The 20,963-nt window shown below is 39.6% G+C and carries 20 protein-coding genes and 1 riboswitch; of the genes, 7 read left to right on the plus strand and 13 right to left on the minus strand.

Features of this window, described 5'->3' with window-relative positions; translation table 11 throughout:
• Positions 1 to 12: 12 nt before the first annotated feature.
• Together gnd and MUN88_RS01720 are read right to left on the minus strand one after the other, a co-directional pair.
• Positions 13 to 1,434: an NADP-dependent phosphogluconate dehydrogenase gene (gene gnd / locus MUN88_RS01715; protein WP_244720084.1), complete on the minus strand. Its 1,422-nt coding sequence runs from the start codon at positions 1,432 to 1,434 to the stop codon at positions 13 to 15.
• Positions 1,435 to 1,605: 171 nt separating this feature from the next.
• Positions 1,606 to 2,337, minus strand: a complete 732-nt coding sequence (locus MUN88_RS01720) for a Cof-type HAD-IIB family hydrolase (RefSeq protein WP_244720087.1) — start codon at positions 2,335 to 2,337, stop codon at positions 1,606 to 1,608.
• 115 nt (positions 2,338 to 2,452) lie between these two features.
• Between MUN88_RS01720 and MUN88_RS01725 the strand changes: the two genes are divergently transcribed.
• From MUN88_RS01725 to MUN88_RS01745, 5 genes are all read left to right on the plus strand, one after another.
• A complete protein-coding gene (locus MUN88_RS01725; protein WP_244720090.1) occupies positions 2,453 to 2,725 on the plus strand; it encodes an ACT domain-containing protein in 273 nt (90 codons plus the stop codon).
• Between the two features lie 12 nt (positions 2,726 to 2,737).
• Entirely contained in the window at positions 2,738 to 4,099 is a 1,362-nt protein-coding gene (locus MUN88_RS01730; RefSeq protein ID WP_244720092.1) for a PFL family protein, read from the plus strand.
• 386 nt (positions 4,100 to 4,485) lie between these two features.
• Positions 4,486 to 4,592: riboswitch (SAM riboswitch) on the plus strand.
• Between the two features lie 111 nt (positions 4,593 to 4,703).
• Positions 4,704 to 5,729 (plus strand): methionine ABC transporter ATP-binding protein, encoded by a 1,026-nt coding sequence (locus tag MUN88_RS01735; protein WP_244720095.1) that lies wholly within the window; start codon positions 4,704 to 4,706, stop codon positions 5,727 to 5,729.
• Positions 5,722 to 6,390 carry a methionine ABC transporter permease gene (locus MUN88_RS01740; protein ID WP_244720097.1) on the plus strand — a complete coding sequence of 223 codons (669 nt, stop codon included), beginning with the start codon at positions 5,722 to 5,724 and terminating at the stop codon, positions 6,388 to 6,390. The genes MUN88_RS01735 and MUN88_RS01740 overlap by 8 nt, the downstream gene beginning before the upstream one ends.
• A 23-nt stretch (positions 6,391 to 6,413) precedes the next feature.
• On the plus strand, positions 6,414 to 7,241 hold the full coding sequence (locus MUN88_RS01745; RefSeq protein ID WP_244720100.1) for a MetQ/NlpA family ABC transporter substrate-binding protein: 828 nt from the start codon (positions 6,414 to 6,416) through the stop codon (positions 7,239 to 7,241).
• A gap of 196 nt (positions 7,242 to 7,437) precedes the next feature.
• Here the strand turns inward: MUN88_RS01745 and MUN88_RS01750 are convergent, their stop codons facing one another.
• Positions 7,438 to 9,153, minus strand: a complete 1,716-nt coding sequence (locus MUN88_RS01750; protein ID WP_244720104.1) for a methyl-accepting chemotaxis protein — start codon at positions 9,151 to 9,153, stop codon at positions 7,438 to 7,440.
• Positions 9,154 to 9,243: 90 nt separating this feature from the next.
• Here MUN88_RS01750 and MUN88_RS01755 point away from each other — a divergent pair, with 90 nt between their 5' ends.
• Entirely contained in the window at positions 9,244 to 9,642 is a 399-nt protein-coding gene (locus tag MUN88_RS01755; protein ID WP_244720106.1) for an SLAP domain-containing protein, read from the plus strand.
• Between the two features lie 395 nt (positions 9,643 to 10,037).
• On the opposite strand, the gene MUN88_RS01760 is transcribed toward MUN88_RS01755, so the two are convergent.
• A complete protein-coding gene (locus tag MUN88_RS01760) occupies positions 10,038 to 11,627 on the minus strand; it encodes an ABC transporter permease (RefSeq protein WP_244720109.1) in 1,590 nt (529 codons plus the stop codon).
• A gap of 4 nt (positions 11,628 to 11,631) precedes the next feature.
• The gene (locus MUN88_RS01765; RefSeq protein WP_244720112.1) at positions 11,632 to 12,531 is read right to left on the minus strand and encodes an ABC transporter ATP-binding protein; all 900 of its coding nucleotides are present in this window, start codon (positions 12,529 to 12,531) and stop codon (positions 11,632 to 11,634) included.
• A gap of 144 nt (positions 12,532 to 12,675) precedes the next feature.
• Here MUN88_RS01765 and MUN88_RS01770 point away from each other — a divergent pair, with 144 nt between their 5' ends.
• On the plus strand, positions 12,676 to 13,245 hold the full coding sequence (locus tag MUN88_RS01770) for a TetR/AcrR family transcriptional regulator (RefSeq protein WP_244720115.1): 570 nt from the start codon (positions 12,676 to 12,678) through the stop codon (positions 13,243 to 13,245).
• Positions 13,246 to 13,249: 4 nt separating this feature from the next.
• Here MUN88_RS01770 and MUN88_RS01775 read toward each other — a convergent pair whose 3' ends face one another.
• From MUN88_RS01775 to MUN88_RS01810, 8 genes are all read right to left on the minus strand, one after another.
• The gene (locus MUN88_RS01775) at positions 13,250 to 14,098 is read right to left on the minus strand and encodes an aminoglycoside 6-adenylyltransferase (RefSeq protein WP_244720117.1); all 849 of its coding nucleotides are present in this window, start codon (positions 14,096 to 14,098) and stop codon (positions 13,250 to 13,252) included.
• Positions 14,099 to 15,021: 923 nt separating this feature from the next.
• Entirely contained in the window at positions 15,022 to 15,687 is a 666-nt protein-coding gene (locus MUN88_RS01780) for a P-II family nitrogen regulator (protein WP_244720120.1), read from the minus strand.
• Positions 15,684 to 17,171 carry a DUF1538 domain-containing protein gene (locus tag MUN88_RS01785; RefSeq protein ID WP_244720122.1) on the minus strand — a complete coding sequence of 496 codons (1,488 nt, stop codon included), beginning with the start codon at positions 17,169 to 17,171 and terminating at the stop codon, positions 15,684 to 15,686. Before MUN88_RS01785 ends, MUN88_RS01780 begins: the two co-directional genes overlap by 4 nt.
• A 294-nt stretch (positions 17,172 to 17,465) precedes the next feature.
• Entirely contained in the window at positions 17,466 to 18,290 is an 825-nt protein-coding gene (locus MUN88_RS01790; protein ID WP_244720125.1) for an ATP-grasp domain-containing protein, read from the minus strand.
• Positions 18,287 to 19,168, minus strand: a complete 882-nt coding sequence (locus MUN88_RS01795) for an ATP-grasp domain-containing protein (protein WP_244720128.1) — start codon at positions 19,166 to 19,168, stop codon at positions 18,287 to 18,289. Before MUN88_RS01795 ends, MUN88_RS01790 begins: the two co-directional genes overlap by 4 nt.
• Before the next feature lie 14 nt (positions 19,169 to 19,182).
• Positions 19,183 to 20,043 carry a DUF4097 family beta strand repeat-containing protein gene (locus tag MUN88_RS01800; RefSeq protein ID WP_244720130.1) on the minus strand — a complete coding sequence of 287 codons (861 nt, stop codon included), beginning with the start codon at positions 20,041 to 20,043 and terminating at the stop codon, positions 19,183 to 19,185.
• Entirely contained in the window at positions 20,043 to 20,597 is a 555-nt protein-coding gene (locus MUN88_RS01805; RefSeq protein ID WP_244720133.1) for an HAAS signaling domain-containing protein, read from the minus strand. The genes MUN88_RS01800 and MUN88_RS01805 overlap by 1 nt, the downstream gene beginning before the upstream one ends.
• Positions 20,590 to 20,913 carry a PadR family transcriptional regulator gene (locus MUN88_RS01810; RefSeq protein WP_244720136.1) on the minus strand — a complete coding sequence of 108 codons (324 nt, stop codon included), beginning with the start codon at positions 20,911 to 20,913 and terminating at the stop codon, positions 20,590 to 20,592. The genes MUN88_RS01805 and MUN88_RS01810 overlap by 8 nt, the downstream gene beginning before the upstream one ends.
• Between the last annotated feature and the right edge of the window lie 50 nt (positions 20,914 to 20,963).

Raw genomic sequence — 20,963 nt, forward strand, 5'->3', positions numbered from 1 at the left:
TTTTCTCTCATATTAATCCTCTAACCACTCTGTATGGAACACGCCTTCTTTATCAATTCGTTGATAAGTGTGCGCTCCGAAGTAGTCACGTTGTGCTTGCAGGAGGTTCGCTGGAAGTGTTTCCGTACGATAGCTGTCATAGTAAGCTAATGCACTTGCGAAGCCTGGTACTGGAATTCCACGTTCCATTGCAATAGAGAGTACTTTACGTAGTGACGTTTGGTAGCTTTCTACGATTTCTTTGAAATATGGATCTAATAACAAGTTTGCCAATGCTGGATCGCGGTCATACGCTTCTTTGATTTTTTGTAAGAACTGTGCACGGATGATACAACCACCACGGAAGATCATGGAGATGTCACCATAACGTAAGTTCCAGTCATTTTCTTCAGAAGCGGCACGCATTTGTGCAAAGCCTTGTGCATAAGAAACAATTTTACTCATGTAAAGAGCTTTACGGATCGCTTCGATTAGCTCATCCTTATCGCCTTCATATGGCTTGTCTTGAGCAGATGGTCCTTGTAATACTTTGCTTGCTGCTACACGCTCTTCTTTCATCGCTGAGATGAAACGTGCAAAAACAGATTCTGTGATAACTGGTAATGGTACACCTAAGTCTAATGAGCTTTGGCTCGTCCATTTACCTGTACCTTTTTGACCAGCAGTATCAAGGATCACATCTACCATTGGCTTACCAGTTTCTTTGTCTTTCTTCTTGAAGATGTCTGTTGTAATTTCGATTAGGTAACTATCCAGTTCACCTTTGTTCCATTCGCCAAACACTTCATGTAATTCCTCTGCACTTAATCCAAGTACATTCTTCATAATGAAGTATGCTTCACAGATTAACTGCATATCGCCATACTCGATACCGTTGTGTACCATTTTCACATAGTGACCTGCACCATTTGGTCCGATATATGTCACACATGGTTCATTGTCTACTTTTGCAGAAATAGCTTCAAAAATTGGCGCTACTTTATCATACGCTTCTTTTTGACCACCAGGCATGATAGAAGGTCCTTTAAGTGCTCCTTCTTCCCCGCCGGATACACCTGTTCCGATAAAGTGGATACCTGATTCATCCAGCTCTGCATTACGGCGCATTGTATCTTTGAAGAATGTGTTACCACCATCGATAAGGATATCGCCTTCGTCAAGCAATGGTTTTAAAGATGCGATCGTTGCATCTGTTGCAGGGCCAGCTTGTACCATAAGCATGATCTTACGAGGCTTTTCTAATGAATTAACAAATTCTTCGATTGTTTCTGCACCAACAAAGTTTTTGCCAGCCGCTTCGTTATCTAAAAAATCTTTTGTCTTCTGATAAGTTCTGTTAAATACCGCTACAGAATAACCTCTGCTTTCTACGTTCAAAGCAAGGTTTTTACCCATTACGGCAAGACCTATCACACCAAATTGTTGTTTTGACATTAGTTTTTTCGCTCCTTTACTATCACTATGTATGATTCCAACTTATATTCTATCATGAAATCGAATATTACTGTAGTGATCCAAATTAAATACCCATATATAAACTTATTACATACTTACCTGGTCTGCAAGTATTAGCAGTAAATTTTCTGAAAATTTATATAATGTTTTTTATAAAACCCATTTTTCAATCGCTTTTGCTACACCGTCCTGATGATTAGCCTCCGTGACCCAGTCTGCCGCTTGCTTTACTTCGTCCTGGGCATTGCCCATCGCAACACCAGTGCCAGCTTCCATGATCATTTTGATATCATTTAAGCTGTCTCCCATCGCCATTACTTGGGACATAGTGATTCCTATTTTCTTACAGACAACTTCAATAGCTGCTGCCTTGTTAACTCCGACAGCATTTACCTCAATATTGGTTGGACTGGAATTACTTACCTCAATGTCGTTCCAGCTGCTAATCGTTTTGATGATCTTTTCTTTCGTTTCCGGATTATCGGTATCAAAGCCAAACTTAAGCCACTGATGCACTAATAAATCCTCCGGTACTTCACCTCTCCAGATGTTTTCCGTTGAAGATAGCCAGGCCCATGTCTGATGTTCTTCTTTGATATCTACTAACTTCTTAATAATCTCAGCATCAACTGTCTGGCGAGCAATTAACTCTCCTGTCATTGTCCATATCTCACTGCCATTTACTGTGATCAAATAGTGCACACCTAATTCTTTTGCAATATCTCCACTCGTCTGGTAATGTCGTCCTGTAGAAATAATCACTTCTACACCTTTTGCCTTAGCTTGTTTAATTGCTTGCTTGTTCTGTTCGGACACTTGATGGTTATTATCAAGAAGTGTGCCATCCATATCCAAAGCAATTAGCTGTATATCTTTTTTCATATGCTTGCTCCTCTCCACCTGAACGTACTCTTTTATTTTAAGCAAATCCATTTGATTTATCAAAAACTTCTCCTTACTATATAATAGAAAAGATATTAATGAATGAGGTGACAAAATGCAAAATCGTGCAGTTGTTAGTGTAGTAGGTAAAGACCAGGTAGGTATTATTTCGAAAGTAACCACTATTTTATCAGAAAATAATGTGAATATACATGATATTAGCCAGACCATTTTACAGGATTTCTTTACGATGATTATGTTGATCGATATCAACGACCCAAGTAACCTTGCAACATTGCAGGATAAATTCAAGCCGGTTGAGTCAGAATTAGGGTTGAATATTAATATTCAACTTGAAGATGTCTTTCAGGCAATGCACCGCGTATAGAGGAGGATAACAATGCCGATAGCTTTTACAGAAATTCAAGAGACGATTCGAATGGTCGAGATGGAACACCTCGATATTAGAACTGTTACGATGGGAATCAGCCTTCGTGATTGCGCAGACCATGATTTTGAAATAGTAAAGCAAAAAGTGTATGACAAGATCACGTCCTATGCAAAAAACCTGCAATCAACTGCCAATCAGGTAGCTAAAGAATATGGTGTTCCAATCATTAATAAACGAATCGCCATTTCCCCTGCCGCTGAAATTCTTGGCAATGCCAGCAAGGAACAGGCGATTGAGCTTGCAGAAACTTTAGATAAAGCAGCACAAACTTTAGGTGTTGATTTTATTGGTGGATTCTCTGCATTAGTCCACAAAGGTATTTCCAATGGAGATCAAGTGCTATTGGATGCACTACCAGAAGCATTAAGCAATACAGAACGAGTATGTGCTTCCATTTCCGTTGCAACGACTCGGACTGGCATCAATATGGATGCTGTCGCAAAAATGGGGCAAGTCATTCATGAAACAGCTACCTTAACCAAGGATAACAATAGTATCGGCTGTGCCAAACTTGTTGTTTTCTGTAACCCGGTGGAAGACAATCCATTTATGGCTGGTGCTTTCCACGGAGCTGGCGAAGGTGAAGCGGTCTTAAGTGTCGGAGTTAGTGGGCCAGGTGTTGTACTTCATGCCTTGAAACGCTATCCAGATGCCGACTTAGGTGAAGTATCAGAAGTCATTAAAAAAACAGCATTCAAAATCACCCGTGCAGGAGAACTAATTGGTAGAGTCGTCGCCGATCAATTAAATGTGCCTTTTGGTATCATGGATTTATCACTCGCTCCAACGAATGCATTAAATGATAGTGTAGCTGAGATCTTGGAAGAAATCGGGCTGGAACGTGTCGGAACCCATGGTACAATCGCTGCTCTAGCATTAATGAATGATGCTGTTAAAAAAGGTGGTGCAATGGCGAGTTCATATGTCGGTGGTCTCAGTGGTGCTTTCATTCCTGTCAGTGAAGATAACGGTATGATTCGCGGAATTGAAGACGGTGCACTAAGCCTCTCCAAATTAGAGGCGATGACGTGTGTTTGTTCTGTCGGTCTGGATATGATCGCACTAGAAGGAAAAGCATCACCGGAAACACTGGCAGCCATCATTGCCGATGAAGCAGCAATTGGTATGATTAATAAGAAAACCACTGCTGTCCGTGTCATCCCTGTTATTGGCAAGGAAGAAGGCGAAACAGTAGAATTTGGTGGTCTGCTAGGACGCGCTCCAATTATTGGAGTGAATCAGTTCGCACCTGACAAATTTATTCAACGCGGCGGCAGAATCCCAGCTCCGTTACAATCATTGATCAATTAATGGTTAGTTGAAAAGTCTTGGCGTTTAGCCGAGGCTTTTTTTGTAAGCATACAACAACTGTTATAAAGGCGAGGCAGCACAAGGCAATAAGGAAGCAGTGCAAGTTGTAGCCTAGCTGAAGTCGTGCCTCACAGGACGCGGAGCATATTTCCGGAGCTTTTCTAAGCAGATAAAACATCTCAAAATTACCACATAGGTATAGCAGTTCCACTTGACCTAATCCGTAGGTAGATAATAAGGAAGAGGCTGATTTTATATCCCCTTCCCCAATCTATTATAACATGTATATTAACTGAATAATCTGAATTATTTTACTTTTACAAAACCAATTGACGAATTAAATTCGACATGATACGATATTGTTTAAATTAATTGAATACGGAAATCTCTTATCAAGAGTGGTGGAGGGACTGGCCCTGTGAAACCCGGCAACCGTCAGAAAGCTGATAGGTGCTAAATCCTACAAAGTGCAGTGTGCTTTGATAGATGAGAGGACAAAGAATGAACTTCCTTTCTGTCCTCTTGTGTCAGAAGGGATTTTTTTATTTGGTTGACTCACAATATATAGTAGGTTGACAGCATGAACGCAAAGGAGTGTGAAAGTATGATTAAGATAAAAAATTTGTCGAAATTATATCAGACAAAAACGCAATCCGTTCAAGCGGTTGATGATGTCTCGTTAACAATAGATAAAGGCGAAATATTTGGTGTAATTGGATATAGTGGTGCCGGTAAAAGTACATTTGTCCGTTTGATCAATCGCCTCGAAGAACCGACTGACGGCTCAGTGGTTATTCATGATAAAGATATTACCAAAATGCAACACAATGAGTTGCGGAATAATCGACAAAAAATCGGGATGATTTTTCAGCATTTTAACCTGTTATGGTCGCGAACTGTTTATGACAACATCGCGTTTCCACTTGAAATAGCTGGTGTTCCCAAAGCAAAAAGAAAAGAAAAAGTGCTTGAATTAATCAATCTTGTTGGACTTTCAGGCAAAGAAGAAAATTATCCATCGCAATTAAGTGGTGGTCAAAAGCAAAGAGTCGGGATTGCCAGAGCTCTCGCAAATGACCCTGAAGTGTTGTTATGTGATGAAGCAACTTCCGCTTTAGATCCTGAAACAACAGATGACATTTTGGACCTGTTAGTTTCCATCAATAAAAAATTAGGATTAACGATTATCCTGATTACCCATGAGATGCACGTTATCCAGCAAATATGTCATCGTGTTGCTGTTATGGAAAACGGGAAAGTTGTAGAGTCTGGTGAGGTATTAGATGTGTTTGTCAGACCGCAATCAAAAACAACACAACGATTCGTTCAGCAGCTGAATCCGTTAGAACATGACAAAAATAATCTGTCGGCTTTCATTAATGACCTTGACGACAGTGAAGTGGTCAAAGTGCACTTTATCGGCAACAGTGCGAAACGTGCACTAATCAGTGAAGTATCCAAGAAATTCGATGTCGAAATAAATATTTTGCAAGGCTCAATTTCTCCCACACAGGAAGGTGCCTACGGGACATTGTATATTGAAGTAAACGGCAATAATGATGTAATCAGAGAGTCCCTAGACTTTATGCAAAATGAAGGTGTAGAAGTTGAGGTGTTAAAGCATGTTTAAAGAATGGTTTCCGAATGTCGTTCCTGCAGATTTATGGGAAGCAACAGCAGAAACATTTTATATGACGATCGTATCCGTTATCGGTACGTTAATCTTTGGAATCTTACTCGGTTTACTTTTATTCCTAACGGAGAGAGGTAACCTCTGGCAAAATCGGCCAATCAATTTTGTTACGGCTGCGGTCGTTAACATATTCCGGGCGATTCCGTTCATTATATTAATATTGCTACTATTTCCATTCACAGACTTTTTAGTTGGCACGATCAGAGGATGGAAAGCAGCATTACCTGCCCTCATCATTGGTGCAGCTCCGTTCTATGCTCGTTTAGTTGAAATTGGGTTGAAAGAAGTTGACAAAGGTGTAATTGAAGCAGCAAAAGCAATGGGAGCAAAAACATCTACGATAATTTTCAAAGTATTGTTACCTGAATCATTGCCAGCTCTTATTTCAGGCTTAACAGTAACAGCTATTGCCTTAATCGGCTATACCGCAATGGCGGGGGCTATTGGTGCAGGGGGACTTGGTAGCTTAGCTTACTTACAAGGTTTCCAACGCCGCGATTTTGATGTGATTCTGGCATGTACGATTCTCATCATTATCATTGTATTTATATTCCAATTTATTGGGGATTTCCTATCCAAGAAGATAGACAAACGATAAAAAATAAGAAGGGATGATCTATCATGAAAAAATTTGTTACATTATTATTTGCGCTATTGCTTTTTGTTTTAGCAGCTTGCGGTACAAGTGAAGAAGATAGTCAAAATGCAGAAGGTCCTACAGAATTAACCGTCGGAGCTACAAGTGTTCCACACGCAGAAATCTTAGAGGAAGCAAAACCGTTATTAGAAGAAAAAGGTATTGAACTTACCATTGAAGAATACCAAGACTATGTTTTTCCAAACGATGATTTAGATAGCGGTACATTAGATGCGAACTATTTCCAACACATTCCGTACCTTGAATCACAAATGGAGGAAAAAGGGTTCGATTTTGTGAATATGGGTGGTATCCATATTGAACCGATGGGAATTTATTCAAAAAATATTAAAAGTATCGATGATATCAAAGAAGGTACTGTTGTTATCATGAGTAACTCTGTTGCCGATCACGGTCGTGTATTATCACTTTTACAAAATAAAGACTTAATCAAACTTGATGAGAGCGTAGATCCCGTTGACGCAACGGTAAAAGATGTTGTCGAAAATCCATTGAATCTAGAATTTGAAACAGAAGTAGACGCAGGCTTCTTACCAGAGTTTTATAATCGCGAAGCAGACGCTCTAGTTGCAATCAACACCAATTATGCCATTGAAGCTGACTTAGTACCTACAGAAGATGCTTTAATTCTTGAAGGTTCTGAATCTCCTTACGTGAATGTTATTGCTGCACGTAAAGAAGATGAAAATAATGAAGCAATTAAAACATTAGTAGAAGTATTACGTTCAGAAGAAATTCAAACATTCATTGAAGAAAAATATGAAGGTGCAGTGGTACCTGTAGATAAATAAATCAAAAGTCTTTAATTAAAAGATCCCGTTCATCGATAGTTGATGATCGGGATCTCTTTGTATGAGTGTAAGTACTGGGGAATGTGCACCTCCGTTCTTTTGCCTTTAGGCGGAAACGGATGGCACTACTTTCCCCCTTCTTCCACCTGAAGTATGATCATATTCATGCAAATAATGCTATTCCCATTGCTAACACTTATATGCTAAACTTCCTCGTCAACTCATTCAAATCATCTGACAGTTTTGCCAAATGTTCTGCATTGCTGGCGATTTCCTGCATGGAGGAAGATTGTTGCTCTGCAGTGGCAGAGCTTTCTTGAATTCCTGCTGCCAGTTCCTCCGATGTTGAAGCAATATCTGTACTAGCTTCACTTACTTTTTCGCTGGATTGCTGGATTTCAAACATATTCGTACTAATTACACCGATTCGATCTATCATGCCTGACATTTGCGACTGAATCTGTTGAAAACTTTCCTGGCTTTGCAAAATCGTCTTATTTCCATATTCCACAGTAGAATAACCGCCTTCTAATACATTAGCAACATCTTTCGTTTCTGATTGTAAGCCACCAATAATCCCCGTAATTTCTGTAACAGATTGACTGACTTGTTCGGCTAGTTTTCTCACCTCATCTGCTACCACTGCAAAACCTTTTCCTGAATCACCAGCACGCGCTGCTTCAATTGCTGCATTCAACGCTAGCAAGTTTGTCTGCTCTGCAATATTTTGTATAACATCAATCAATGTAGAGATTTTACTGGATTGCTTTTCTAGACTTTGCACCTTAGTAACTGTCGTTTGCATCATCGAGGTAATCTCTTGCATCTGTTCAACAGAATCATTTAATTGCGAACCACTCGTAACAGACAGCTCCAACACTTCTTCAGATGCATGTTGTAATGCTTCTCCTTCTGCAGAAGAAGCAGCGATCTTTCGATGGAGTGATTCAATAGATCCAGAAATATCACTGGATGCACCTGCTTGCTGTTCCGCTCCGTAAGACATTTCTTCCATCGTTGTCGCAATCTGGTGAGAACCTTGACTGACTTGATCGGAACTTTGGGACATTTCTCTACTTTGTCCATTCACTTCAGCAGATATTTCTTGAATCTGTCGCACCATTTTTTTCAATTCATCGACCATCAGGTTCGTACTTTTTGCTAAACTGCCAATTTCATCTTTTCGGTTATCCTCCATCCATTCAATATTCAAATTACCCTCAGAAATCTGATCGTTTGCAATGACAAGCTGGTTAATTGGTTTGGTAATCTGACGAATAAGGAAAAAGCTTAGCATAAACAAAACAGCACTAATGAGCAGGATCACTACCACTGCAATAATCCAAAAATACCTAATAATCTGATCAATGGCTGTAATTGATTTCTCCGCTGTTTCATCTAATTCCTGCTGCAGTAAATCCAATTTATTTCTGGCAGTATCAAATTCTACTCGCAAATTGGTCAGCAGTTCATTCGTTACCTCTCCTGAATTCATGATCGTAGTTGCTTCTTCTTTCCAAGCTTCAAAGTTATCAGAAAAGGTAGCAAAATGGTTTTGAGCCAGCTCTTTGTCCACATTGGGATCAACCATTAATTTTTCTTCTGTTAACGCAAGGCGTTCTTCCACCTGACTTACATTTTCTGCAAAAATGCTTTTATACTCTTCACTGTTTTCCGTATCAACAAAAGATGTGATAAACGCCTGGTCTGCTTGATACATGTCACGATCCGCATTAAGCAAGGCAGATGACGTCTGGTATAATCTATCGTATAATTGTTGTTCCAGTCCATTTGTTACTGATACAATAAGTCCAATAAAGATAGCTCCACTAATAATATAAATGGCAATAGCTAATGAAACAATAGCATACAGCTTTGTAGATATTTTTCTGTTTTGGATAAATTTTTTCAAATTGATTCCCCTCCTCTCTTCTTATATCGACAATATATGAGCTGTTTGTATATATCCAATAACAATTTTTTTAAAATAAATGGAGGTATAATGATGCAACAATTAATTTTTGAAAATGCTTGGGATCACACCATTAGTGACAACGACCGTAAGCGGATAGAACAGCTATTTGAAGAAACGAAAACCTCAGCTAGTGATGGTGTTTTGTTTACCACCATCCAGGTGGCCAGCAATCACCGGAATGATCTCTTAGTAACAAGTCTAATTCATAACTTTGGTGAGTCGTCTGCTGATTTAACTAATGCATCCGTTCAATTAGTGGACAAGAATAACGAAGATATAGCCACACTGCAGCTTCAAGATGACAGACTACACATGCCGGCCGCAACATCCATGCCTTGGACCTTTATTTTCCCGGAACTCGGCAATAAAGAGCAACCGGATACAAATCGCACAGTCCTTTTATCTATCAAAAAGTCAACTCATTAGGCACTGTTCAGTATTACTTGAATGCACTAAATAAGAAAAAATATCCTGATGCTAGTTTACTTAAGAATATATCGCTACCTATAACACGGATTATGTTAAGTGAAACTGCTTTTCCTATGAGGTAATTTTGATATTTTTAAAGTGCTTAGCAAAGCTCCGGAAATATGCTCTACGTCCTGTGGGGGTTGACCCACAGGACGCGAATGGGGTGGGAGCGATAGCCTAGCACATTAAATATTTCAAAATAAACACAGTCCTGGTTAACATTATAAGAACCCCTTTCAACAATCTTAAGCGTGATTCTGTTCTGAAATCGCCTCTTTTACAATTTAATCACTTATAATAAAAAAACGGCTAACCACCACTCATTAAAAGTGGCTGATTAGCCTGTTCCTCTAAGCATCACGATTCCGATAGGCGACTTGCCCACAGATAATTCCTGCAATGCTTATAATAGTTATGATAATTAAAGGTGTTGCTGCAAAATCCTCTACTGGTATTTGCGGGATATGTGCAAAGCTGGACAGGTTCGACAGCCACTCTGGTATATCCATCAAACCACCTAAGTAGACAGTGAAAAAAGAGAAGACAACATAAGCCCAGACAAGTGATGTCCACTTTGGCAGCAGACCGTACAGAACGGTTGCCAGCATAATTATGCTCAACATCGCTGGAATATAAGAAAATCCTGCTTTGATTAAATTGGTCAACGGAATCGGCTCTTCCATCACTGTGACAGAACTAGCCCACAGTCCATATATCGCAATAAACAGACCGGCAATTCCGATCACAATCGCAATACCAAGATAATAATAAAACAATTTATGACGGGAAATGCCTGTCGTTAACAGATGATCATTCCGTTCTTTCTTTTCTTCTCCTCTTATTTTCAAAAACGAGATAACAGCAGGAATCGTTGCGAATATTGACATAATTACCATTAGCAATGTGGTAAATTGTTCGGTCATCGTATATTCCGTGCTATCTCCGAGCAATTGCTGCAACATATCATTACCTTCAAAAAATGATTCAATGTCACCAAATATAGATCCGTAGGAAATACCGAGCAGCAATAATGCAACTAACCAGGAAATAATGGTTGTACGCTGCAATCGTAAGATTAGTCCTAATGGAGACCGCAGCAACTTAGAGGCTTCTTTCCTGCCTGGTTTGGATGGAAGCAATCCTGCACCCACATCACGATAACTGTGTAAATAAAATGCGAGTAATGTCAGTATTATATAAATCAAAACAGTAAACATTACAGGCCACCAATAATTATTAACGTACACCTCTGTTCGTAAAATTAACCCTAATGGTGAAATACGACTGAGTGTTTCATTGCTTACATCTCCTATTGCACGGACAAGATAGGCAATGAGCATAATACCGATCGATAATCCTAACGTACTCCGAGAGGTTTCGGTTAATTGCGCCACCACTGCCGCCACTCCGGTAAACACTAATCCAGCCGCAGCGAGTGTAAAGCCGTAAAGCACTGATCCTTCAACACTAAAGCCGTCTAAATTACCCACGCTTAAGCTGACTGCTATCACCGCTCCAATGAATATATTTAAAGCGGAAACCAATATAACCGCACTACTCAAGCTTGAAAGCCGGCCAACAGGTAACGAACGAATTAATTCAAATTTACCTTCCTCTTCTTCTTTCCGTGTTAGTTTGGTGATTAAAAGAATACTCATTATTGCAAAAACAATCGCCGTAAACAGCAACATCTCATGCGCCATCATCGCACCATTCGTATAATCATCCAGTCCATAACCTGGTCCGACCATTGCCGTCATTGCCGGATTTTCCATTGTTTGTGACAATGCATTTCGTTCCTGGTCTGATTTAAACAATTCAGTGAAAGCGGAGGCAACGACCACAGTTACGGCTACTAAGGATACCGTCCATATGAAACTTGCTAACCAGCTTTGACGCCATTTCAAATACAGTAAAGATGATAAACGATGAAAAAGCATGTTCTCACCCCTTTCCTTCTATCTTCTCCTCTTGGTAATGACGCATAAATAAATCTTCTAGCGTTGGCGGTGTGCTTTCCATCCTCTTGACGCCATATTGAACAATGGTTTTCATGATATCTGATAACTGTTCGGTATCCACTTGAAAGCTGTAGACATGATCCTTTTCCTGAAAATGATGAATGCCTTCCACCTTATCTAGTGCTGAAGCATCTTCGACCGTCTCAATCAACATACTTGTTCTCGTGAGATGACGCAATTCATCCAGCGAACCGCTCTCGATCATTTTCCCTTCCCGGATAATACCGACCCGATCACATAATTTCTCCACCTCTGATAGAATATGACTGGATAACAGAACACTCTTACCTTCTTGTTTCACTTCCTGAACGCATTCCTGAAAGACATTCTCCATCAGTGGATCCAGTCCTGCAGTCGGTTCATCAAGTATGAATAAATCAGCATCCGAAGCAAAAGCCGCGATTAAGGCCACCTTCTGGCGATTCCCTTTGGAATAGGTGCCTGCTTTTTTACGGGGATCAAGTTGATAGCGTTTAATAAGCTGATCACGCTTGGTCTTGTTTATGCCACCCCGAAGCATCAGAAACGTATCAATAGTCTCTCCACCGGTTAAATTTTCCCACAAATGAACATCGCCTGGCACATAAGCCACTTTACGATGAATGTCCACCGCATCCTTCCACGCATCTTTTCCGAAAACAGTTATTTGTCCGGATGTTGCCTTAATAATGCCTAAAAGCACTCGGATTGTCGTTGATTTCCCTGCTCCATTCGGTCCAATAAAGCCGTATACTTCTCCTTGTTTAACCTTCAAGTCTATATTATTTAATGCTGTAAAAGAGCCAAACTTCTTCGTGACACTGTTAACCTCAATCATATTCATATCAAAACCTCCTTAGTTTTGAAATATTACTATATATATATTTCATAATATAGCAACCCAACATATGAATCAACCATTTTTTGAAATATTTCATTTGTTATATTTCAAAAAATATTTTAAAATACAACTATAGAGGTGATCTGAATGGACGGTTTTAAAAAACGAACACAGCAAAAACAAGAGCAAATTCTCAAAACAGCACTGCAGCTTTTTTCTGCTAACGGCATCAAAAAAGTTTCGATCGCACAAATTGCCAAAGCAGCTGAAGTGTCACAAGTTTCGATTTACAATTACTTTGACAGTAAGCATAATCTCGTACATGAAACGATGATCTATTATATTGACGAATTATTCCAACAATATTTGAACATTTTGGACAGCAATCTTTCCTTCCGTGAAAAAATTGAACAAATCATCTTCAACAAAACAGCACTGGCACATTCCATCCACGATGAAGTCTATCACTTCTTGATCGAGCAATCCTATGTCGAGAAAATTTTTCAAGAGAAATCTGTTCCTCTTTTTCATCAGTTGATTGAAGAAGGGAAACAATCAGGCTATATCGATCAAAATCTGTCAAACGAGGCCATCATGCTTTACCTGCATATGTTCAAGGACTACATGCAAAAGGATGATGTGAGTGACTACATCCTGCCTATCACAGAAGATATAAATCACTTGTTTTTTTACGGAATGATAGGCAGAAAAAATTAACCTATTATTCTGCCCGATATAACTCTCGTATATAGCTGATAACCCTTTCGTAATGGTCTGGATAAGGAAAATGTAATCGATCAGCAAGCAATCTAGCTTCTTCTTGAAACATTTGCTGCATCAAAAATAACGACTCCCAACAATGCGATGATGTATGTAATAGATAGGTAGCTTGTAACGATTGAAAACGTTCTGGCTCCAGATAGTCAGGCAAAAGCTTGTAGGCTGCGCCGAGATTGACCTTAAAATCAAAGGTTACTCCGATATTCCAAGCCATCATTCTCAATAACTCCTCGCGAAGTACTTTGTCCAGATGGTGAGTGGCATAAAGAAATTGGTCACGGCATAAGCCTTTTGCTACGTAAGGGTTAACCCACCAGAATTCGTTACAGCAGTCTACAAATTCAGAATGAGTTGGCCGTTTTACATAATGGCTCGATTCATTCGGAAGAGGATTTTCTTCAATAAGCCCATCCTTATCTAATAGTATGCGTGTAAGTGTATCATTAACTAAATATTTATTGATTTCTTCGATGGGGATCAACATTAAATCAAGTCGATTGCCGTCTGTGAATTGAATGAGAAAAGTAAACCAGCCTCCAAGTGTTGCGGGAAAAAGTGTAGATTCCTCGGGTGTTTGCATAATCATTCGCTCGCCAAAATAATCGATCCAGTCTCGTTCTTCCAATAGAGATGCCATGTCTTCTACCAAATAAACGATATCATAATCTTGAAAGGAATCTTTCACCACGTTCGCATTGGTTCGAGAGCCGTTCATACCAACCACCCGCACCCGTTCATCCTCACGCGCAAACCGCAAAATTAACTCCATCATTTCCTTTTCTCTACGCATCCTATCTCCACCCTTCCTTAATCCGTAATCGAATTATTTGGATCCTAATGTTACGTTAGTGACTTATCTATGCAAAGGAAAACGGCATAACCTCACACGTTTCTAACTAACGTAAGTATGTATACTACTTACTTTAATACGGGTTATGTCTAGCCTTGGAACACTTTTGATATATTAGTGTGTGCTGGGATATCGCTCCGGCCAACCACTTCGCGTCCTGCGGGGCACGGCTGAAGCTAACTTTGTAAAGAAGACTGCTTTACAAAGTGGATCTTCAGCACCTGCTCAATCCCGCGGGAGTCTAAGTGGTTGGCTTGCGCTAAGGTCAGATTCTACAAATTATGTAAGCGATAATTTACAAAGTGGTAACCAACCGTATTTTTTAAATTAAACATTATATAATTCCTATAAAACATCATGCTTAGCACTACTGCTGTTAGCTGTTTCAAACGTTGTAGTAGTTCTTTAGGCGTAGGAAATATGCGGAGACTCCGCATCCGTCAGTGCGAGCTGAAGATCCACTTTGTTTGTGCCTGTGTCTACAATTATTGCTTCGAAGCGGGCTTCCTCGACACAAGGCAACAAAGAAGCAGTGCAAGTAGTAGCCTAGCTGACTCCGTGCCCTACAGGACGCGGAGCATATTTCCAAAGCTTTGCTAAGTATATAAAACATCTCAAAATTACCACATTTTAAAACAGTTCCACTTAACATAATCCGTATTATAAGAATCTACACTTTTATTTTCTCATCTTAAGCGGAGATTTTGTAATTTGGCATAAATGAGATAATTTTATATTTCTGTGCTTAATAGACAAACTCGGCATTGGTCTCATTTTCTTAGCGAGTGCCGAAATATTTCTTATGCTTTGTTCCGTACAAAAAAGGATAAACACGCTTTGTAACGATGTGTTTATCCTTTTTGCTACTCGTAAATTCCATAAGTGCGGTTGACGTCCTGAACGAAGATGATGCCGTTTCCAGGTTCATCAATTTTTAATTCTTCTCGTATTTTATTACAGATCGGTTCTGTGTAGTCCTCGTCTGATAAAATCATGACAATCTCCTTCTCCGGCTCAATATCCATGGAAAACAGCTTACCTGTCTCATGAATACCGGATCCTCTTGCATTGATGATGGTACCACCTTTTGAGCCAGCCTTTTGTGCAGCCTTGATGACATCCTCTGCATTTCCTTTATCGACAATCACAATAATATTCTGATACATAATCTCTCCATCACCTCTTTCCTCATCATCTTCAATCTGACAGCTTCTCGTACCCATTAAACTGGTTAACGATGTCGTAAATACAATCCCATGATTCGGTTTATCGAAACGAAATACTTTATTTAAATGCTCCATTGCTTTTTTCGTCGTTTTTTGATTAGATATCATCATCACAATTTCTTTGCGCATATCTGTAATCGATAACAAATTTAAAATCCGATTACTGATGGTACCTTTTCCGATAAAAAGTGTACCGCCTGAGACTCCACATTTTTTCGCCTCTTTTAGAATTTTACTACCTAAACCAAACTTCACAATCACATAAATAATTTCAAAGTGACGTGTTTTTTCATTAGGCATCATGTCTTCATGCCCCCTTTTTTTGACTTCAGCTTGAAGATTAATCCGAGTATTTGCAAGGTAATCAACGGGGTTAAGGCTACCATCGCTATCATACCAAAACCGTCCACGATCACATCAGCACCTTCAATTGCTTCTGCTGCTCCGTGGGTAAAGGCGAGGATAAATGTCGCTGTCATCGGACCCGAAGCAACACCGCCTGAGTCAAAAGCAATACCTACAAATAACTTTGGTGTAATATACATAAGCGCAATCGCGATCAGATAGCCAGGCAAAATATAATGCCATAACTGTAAACCGGGAATGAGTATCCGCAGCATCGATAACGCAACAGCGATCCCGACACCGATTGCTAACGTAAACAAGACCACTTTCCGTTTCACATAGCCACTGGTTACATCCTCGATTTGATTTGTCAGCACATATACTGCTGGTTCTGCAAGTATAGTTACAATCCCTAAGATTAATCCGACAATAACAATATACGCCTTATGTTCCAAGCTGGCAATACTATATCCTAATTCTGTCCCTAACTCCATAAAACCCGCATTTACCCCTACTAAAAATAGAACAAGCCCAATGAATGTAAACACAAGTCCAGTCACAATTTTGCGTACGGATTCTCTTGATAATTTAAACGACAACTTCTGAAAGATAAAAAATAAAATAACAATTGGTGATAACGCAAGGATGACCTCTTCTGCAATATGCCCAAATTCTTGCAAGAAAGGCATAAATAAAGCTTCTGTTCCATGATGTTCTTCTTCCATCGTACCGCTTGCCAGTTCACTCTGTCTGCTGAAAATACTCATTAACATCACCGTAATGATCGCCCCAACGGAAGCAATCGCTACCAGACCGAAGCTATCCTTCTCCGATGCTTTACTATCCTTTTTCATCACAGATATACCAATCGATAAAGCAAGAATAAACGGCACTGTCATTGCCCCAGTTGTGGCACCAGACGCATCAAAGGCAATCGCCAAAAATTGTGGGGAAGTAAACAACGCTAACAGAAATACAGCACCGTATATGATAGTAAGTATTTTGAATAAGGGAATATTGTGCACAATCCGGATTAAACCGATCGAGAGCATTACCGCTATACCTACAGAGACAACAATGACGAGTGTCAATTTTGCGATGGCGCTAGATGTGACCATCTCGACTTGTCCCGCTAAAATATGTAAATCAGGCTCTGCTATCGAAATAATAAAACCTAAACATAAACCAGCCAATATAACGATCCATAAACGATTTGATTTCGCAATTGTCTTTCCCAGCTGCGTCCCAATCGGCGTAATCCCGATATCTACACCTAACAGAAATATGGACAGACCAATAATAATAAGTACAGCACCAATTAAAAAGCGAATAATTAAGGTAATATCAAGCGATGTTAAAGTAAATTGAAGGATGATAACAATAATCGTAATGGGGAGAACCGCGTAGACAACTTCTAGCAATTTTGACCATAATATATTCAAATCAACACATTCCTCTCTTCATTGGATGTTTCTTTTCTCTTTGGTATGTATCGTAAGAACGGATTAACGGAGGAAAAAACAGTAGTTATAGTGAGTGTTCAAAAAGTTGCCAAATTAGAATAAGAAGGTCAAGGCAGCGAAGGTTCAAGTAGCGGAGCGTATGCTTTAGTGAGTAAAGGAGAAACAAGCTAACGAAGAGATTCGCCGCTTATCATTTGGTGACTTTTTGAACATCCTCTTATCGTAAATTATAGCAAAAAAACAACTCCCATACAAAAGAGAGCGCACGTATGTTTAATCTTTTGCCAAGAGTTGTTTTTTAATATAAGTCATATACAATTGTGCTATATTAATATCGGTCAGACTTGTTAGCGTACGACTTCCGACAATATCTTCTATTTCATTTAAATAGAGTGTGCCATCTCTGCCAAACACGAAATCAATGCCAATAAAATCAGCTTGTATCACGTCAATTATTTGATGAACCAGCGCATGTTCGGCAGTACTGAGTTCATATAATGTCGCTGTTCCACCTAAGGAATAGTTTGCACGAAAATCGGATTCAGAAGTTCTTAAGACACTGCCAATAATCATATTACCCAAAACAAATACGCGTACATCCTTTCCTGGCATGGCCATTTGCTGAAGAATGTAATTGCCATCTGTTAAATCAGGCATATCTTGTTTCGATCTAATCTTACTTACCTGCTCCCCACCACGACCTGTTACATCTTTTATTATCAATGGATAGCTGATGTCGTGTGGACGAGCTGCAAAGTGTGTATCCATCATCGGAATGCCATGTCGAGCAAATAGCTGATGGGTTTTCGCTTTATCATTAGCAATAGCAGCCACCTGAGCACTATTAAAGACCGGAATGTTGATCCATTCCAATTGTTGTGATAAAAGCGGATCGATCGCGCGCATGATCACAAAGTCAGGATCGTCCCCTTCTTTCCAGTAAACAAATAATTTCCCTGCTTCCACTCCGTATGTCAGCTCTTCATATATTACAAGTGTCAGTTCGATATTGATAGTCACCGCTTCTGACTGCAGCCACTGGATAAACAGGTGATTTTTATCTGCATCTTGTTGGCGATAAATCAGCCAGCCTCTCATCCGATCTGCTCCTTTATATACGACATCATATCCATTGTAATATCTATCCCAGTACAATCAAAAATATTCTTGAAATGTGCGTTCGAGTTAATTTCACAGATTACCGGTTCGTCGTGCTCACCAAATAAAATATCAACGCCAGCAAAATCGGCTCCTATCAGCTGACTGCACGTCACAGCAAGTTCCTTTTCTAAAGAAGTGGGCTCATATGGATACATCTTTCCTCCGGCGGTGACATTAGCGCGAAAGTCATTCTCTGCTTTTCGGAGCATCGACGCTACCACCTTATCTCCGACAACATGTAGACGGATATCCCGCCCATAGCTCGACTGCAGATATTCCTGAAACAGAAACGGCTTATTCGCCAATTCCCTTGCTTTTTGGCGCAATGATTGTTCATCCTCTACAAAATAGACCTGCTCACCAAAGGATCCGAAACACTCTTTCAGAATCATTGGAAACCCTAAGCTATTGATCACCTGTTGCAAATGCCGATCATCTTCTAGTTGCAAAAAAACTTTAGGTGCCATAATCGTCTTCGGCATCGCAATTCCATGATCGGCTAACGCGGTAGTGGTCAGTGCTTTATCATCACTTATTTCAATCGTCCGAGCTGAGTTAAACAGACGAACGCCTAATTGTTCCAGCTGACGTGCCAGAACGAGGTCTTTATCCCAGAAGAAAACAAAATCAGGTAACGTTTTTTCGGTGAGCAGCTTGGACTGCCCGTTCTCCACGGTCACCAGTAATTGATTGTTTGGGATTGCTTCCATATCGAAATTATATGCTGTCGCTGTTCGTTTCAGCCATTCTACCTGTTCTGAAAATTTTGTTGTATATAAATTACCATTGTAAATAATCCAGCCCTTTTTTCGCATTGCATAACCCTCATTTATTTCGTTACTGTAATACTTCCATTGTTCGTCTGTAACTTAATTTCATTTTCACCTTCGCCTACCATCATATCATAATCATCGTCTCCAAAGATCGATACACGACCATTATCTGTACTCGTATCAAAGATAGCATTCGTTGGTTCTTTCTCTGTCTCTATGTTTATACTGCCATTATCTGTTTCTAAATCAATCGCTCTGTCGATGTGGCTAATTTTTAGCGAAATAGCACCATTGCTCGTTTTTCCTTGCAATGCTCCTTCCACATCAATCAATTCGATTTTTCCGTTATCAGTTGCAACTGCCATCTTGTCTGCTGTCACATTTTCTATATAAATTTTGCCATTATCAGATTCCGCCTGAATGGTATTAGCCGTCATCTCCTGTATGGCAACCTTGCCGTTATTGGTCTCTACCTCTATTTCAGCTACCTCAAGTTCTGCTGCATTAATACTTCCATTATCAACATCTGCCGTTAAGCGGTTATATTTTTTTTCTGGCAAATGAATAGTCAATGATCGTTCCCAGTTAAAAAAATCAAAGGAAAGAAAACGAAAACGCTCTGACTTAACCGTAATAGAAAGTGTTTGGTTGTTTTCTTCTACAAAGAGCCGCTTCTCATTATTTTTGCTAGTCTTGCCAGTCAGTTCTACGGTAATTGCCGTATCAGTTGTTGGTATAATTTCGACCATTTCATTATCAGCATCTATCTCAATATTGGAGACATCGTTACGCTTTACTTGCTCCGTTTGTGTAACAGTTGAACCAGTCGCAGCAAATTTGTAGGTAGCTACACTGCCAATCACACCTATAATGAATAATATTAGTGCAATGATAACAATCCGTTTGATCCTCACCATTATTTCATCCCGCCTTTAACTAAATTAACATTGTAATGTAAATACCGTACAAACAGTTTAGTAATAAATCTTGTCGCATAGAACATGCCGACTAATAACAATATACCTAGACCTGCTAGCCCAATCGTAAAGAACAGTGAAAAAAAGGTGAATGATCCTGGATTGATTAAAATCGTCAATAAGTACAAGATTGGAGAAATGGCGAATGCCCCTCCGGAAGCCCAGCCTGATACCATCACTGCTACTAAACCGATAAATGGCCCTAACACAATGACGATATTAAAAAAACCTAATCCAATGACCGCCCAGACTGCCCTAAATATATTAGAAGTAGATGATGTATTCTTCACTTTCTCCAAAAAATAAGTCGCCATCAATTCCTTTGCAATTTGACCTGGTGCACCAAGAGACAGAGCTATTTCCTCTTCTGTTTTCCCCTCTGACTTACCAACGTCAAAATGCTCTTCAAAATCATGTAAAATATCGTTTCTTTCCTCCTCTGACAACTTATTTAATGATTTCTGTAACGCGGACATAAATTTTTCTTTATTCATCTTGACCACCCTCCTTTAATATAGATTGGACACCGGCTGCAAAATGATGCCATTCTTTGATTAAACTGTGCATATGAATACTGCCCATTTCTGTTAACTGATAATATTTACGTGAAGGTCCTTCGGTTGATTCCTGTAAATACGTGGTGAGATAGCCTTCTTTTTTCAAGCGTCTTAGTAATGGATACACAGAACCTTCTGATATTGCAATCTGATCAGAGATTCTTTGAACAAGCTCATATCCATAATGATCTTGCTTATTCAACAATACGAGCACACATAGCTCCAGCGCCCCTTTTTTAAATTGGATATTCATACTTGCATCAACCCCATTTTCTTTATACTACTATATATTATTCAGTACTG

It is taken from the genome of Gracilibacillus caseinilyticus (genome assembly GCF_022919115.1).
Classification (GTDB): Bacteria; Bacillota; Bacilli; order Bacillales; family Amphibacillaceae; genus Gracilibacillus; species Gracilibacillus caseinilyticus.